Source organism: Sporomusa sp., assembly GCF_035561155.1.
In the GTDB taxonomy this organism is placed as follows: domain Bacteria; phylum Bacillota; class Negativicutes; order Sporomusales; family Sporomusaceae; genus Sporomusa.
The window spans coordinates 1-2,663 of record NZ_DATMYD010000117.1; the positions used below are offsets into that span (position 1 = coordinate 1).

A 2,663-nucleotide genomic window follows, 5' to 3' on the forward strand; every position below is an offset into this window, starting at 1 on the left:
CATTTGAGTACGGATAAAGAATAGGAGGTGAGAGAATGTATTGTCCTTTACTTTGTATTAAACCTGAAAATAATCTGGTTTCGTTTAGTCAATGCCTGGAGGATGCATGCGCATGGTGGATTATTACCGGCACCACAGGTAAATGCGCACTGTACCAAATGGGAGTATATGCCGCTAATCACTGACAAGACGGCATAACCACAAGTGAAGAAAGGGAGTGACCACATGATTCCTACACTGAAACTAAGCGATATTATCAGTAAATGGCGAGACACCTTGCAAGCCAGCCAGCCAATATCAAACTTCTGCACAACCCATTATAACAAGGTGCCAAACATCTTCGTCGGCATCAACGGCAAAACGCCGCCAACAGCAGATAACTGCCCGATGATTATTCTTTATCCGGGTGCTAAATCAGAAGGGCTGGAATTGCAAGAGTATACGTATAAACTCACGATTGGTTGGACGATATTGCAAAACGCAGTGACCGTAACCAATAATATAACAGAGTTAAGTGGCATAGCGGAATGTGATGGCCTTGGCCAGCTAATCTACCTGGAACTTGCGCAACTAAGCCCGGACAACCCGATTAGTGTATTGAATTACGACATTGAGCCAGTTGCCTACTTCCCACGGTTTCCCGGACGTATGGATCTTACTGTAAAAATCGCGCCTGTTAATGGTTATAGCATCAATTTCTAAGGAGGTTCTACCATGTCAAGAGCAAAAGGAATTAATTCTCAGTTGGCACTGGCTTATGAGACTGCCTATGGACTGACGCCGGCATCTCCCAAAGGCTATAGCATGCCTATTAATCAATCGAAAATTGCAATTAGTCAAAATCAGATAGATTCCACTACCATTCGCGGCCGTCGCGACCAGATCCAGCCCGCGATCGGCAACACCGATGTATCGGGCAGCATTGTAGTGCCAATCGATCAAATCGGTGCCGGATTTTGGCTGCGGGCCATGTTTGGCAACCCGACGACTACCGGCTCCGGTGATCCTTACACCCATGTATTTAAAGTGACTAAGAGTCAGCCGTCGCTGGTGCTGGAGCAACAATATCCAGATATTCCGGCCTATGAAATGTTTAACGGCTGCAAAGTAAACAAATTCTCCTTTACCTATGGCGGTGATACTGAATTGACTGCCACTATTGATATTCTCGGCGCCAAACGTACCGTTGGCGCTGCACCCTTTGCGTCACCCCTGAACGCACTCTCACTCCAGAAATTCAGTAATTTTCAAGGGACGATTGAGGAAGGCGGATCGCAAATGGCCATTGTGACCGAAGCCAGCCTGAACGCTGATTTCGGTCTGGACGGCAATATCTATACCATTGGCGGCAACGGTTGCCGAACCGACTTGCCTGAAGGTATCCTCCAGGTGTCCGGCACTATCAAGGCGTTTTTTGCTGATACTGTGCTGTTGAATAAGGCGGTTAATAACACGAAATCCTCATTGAAGTTCAAGTTCACCAGCGGCACTCATAGCTTGCAGTTTTTTATGGAAGAAGTCATTTTCCAGCAAACATCACCCGGTATTGAAAGCGAAAAAGGGATCTATATCAATTTGCCCTTTAAGGCATTTTATGATAGCGGCGCCGGCGGCAGTGCTATTGTTGCGACTTTGGTCAATGGCTATGCCTCCTATGCAACGGTTTAGCCGTAAGAATTCTAAAGGTAGTTAAAGGAAGTCCGCATCGCGATAACTCAAAGGAAAAATCCTAGTATCGAAGTAAAAAAAGCGCAAGTATTCCACTTGCAGTGGTACATATTTGCGCTTTTTCATGCGCCAGCGACAACTAGCTGAATTGGCGTTTTTTCATGAATGCTTAGAGCAGAACAATGAAAAGAGGTGATGAATTAATGGGTGAGGATGAATATAGTGTCAATAATGATTTAAAGTATCTTAACGAGACGCAGTGGCAAGTTGATCCTGGCTTCTTTGACAAAACTATGACGTTTTTTAAGGATTGGCAAAATAGTATTGGCGTTGATGCATTTAGCAGTGTGAGGGCTGAGTATATGCTGTCTCCTGATAATCCAGCGTATGGTATAGAGGATTTAACGGAACAAGAAAAAGCAGAAGGTATAACGCTGCAGTATAATGAGGATGGGACATCAACGAAAGTTAAGGACGAAATACCGCTTCCGGGAGAAATAGAAAAGATTAATGATCGGGATAGGGTAACTAGACAAAGTATTTCTGATGGAATTGGATATTTGGTTGAATCCTGGAAATCGTGGCAGGTGAACCAAGAAAAGGAATCGCTAGAAGCAATGGCGAAAGGGATAATTGATCTTGAAGGAGTTACGCCGGAAGACCCGCTATATGAGTTTAAATTGCAGGAAGTCATGGCCATGCTGAAGGAAGTTCAAGACTCCGTGGTTTCTGGTGGTATGAAATTTGTCCGAGGACTAAACGGAGTCATTAAGGAGTCGAGTAAAGCTGATAATACAAGAACTATAAACACCGATTTATTAGCTCTTGCAAATGGTCTTCCAAAACAGACAAAAGTTGTAAATTTGTCTAGTGCCGGAACAGAAAATGCTTCTGATGGTAGTATCTTTGACAAAGTTTCTGATAAATGGCGGGAATTTGAAACTTGGCGGGAAAGAGAAAAATATCTACATGCAGTAGAAATGACTAAGCTTAGT

General features: G+C 44.0%; 4 protein-coding genes. All 4 read left to right on the forward strand.

Features of this window, described 5'->3' with window-relative positions; genetic code table 11:
- Nucleotides 1-35 precede the first annotated feature (35 nt).
- On the forward strand, nucleotides 36-185 hold the full coding sequence (locus VN447_RS15935; protein WP_325526328.1) for a hypothetical protein: 150 nt from the start codon (nucleotides 36-38) through the stop codon (nucleotides 183-185).
- A 40-nt stretch (nucleotides 186-225) separates the two neighbouring features.
- Nucleotides 226-702, forward strand: a complete 477-nt coding sequence (locus tag VN447_RS15940; protein WP_325526329.1) for a hypothetical protein — start codon at nucleotides 226-228, stop codon at nucleotides 700-702.
- A gap of 12 nt (nucleotides 703-714) precedes the next feature.
- Nucleotides 715-1,668, forward strand: coding sequence for a phage tail tube protein (locus VN447_RS15945; RefSeq protein WP_325526330.1), 954 nt, complete (start codon nucleotides 715-717; stop codon nucleotides 1,666-1,668).
- 182 nt (nucleotides 1,669-1,850) lie between these two features.
- On the forward strand, nucleotides 1,851-2,663 hold an 813-nt coding region (locus VN447_RS15950; RefSeq protein ID WP_325526331.1), incomplete at its 3' end, for a hypothetical protein.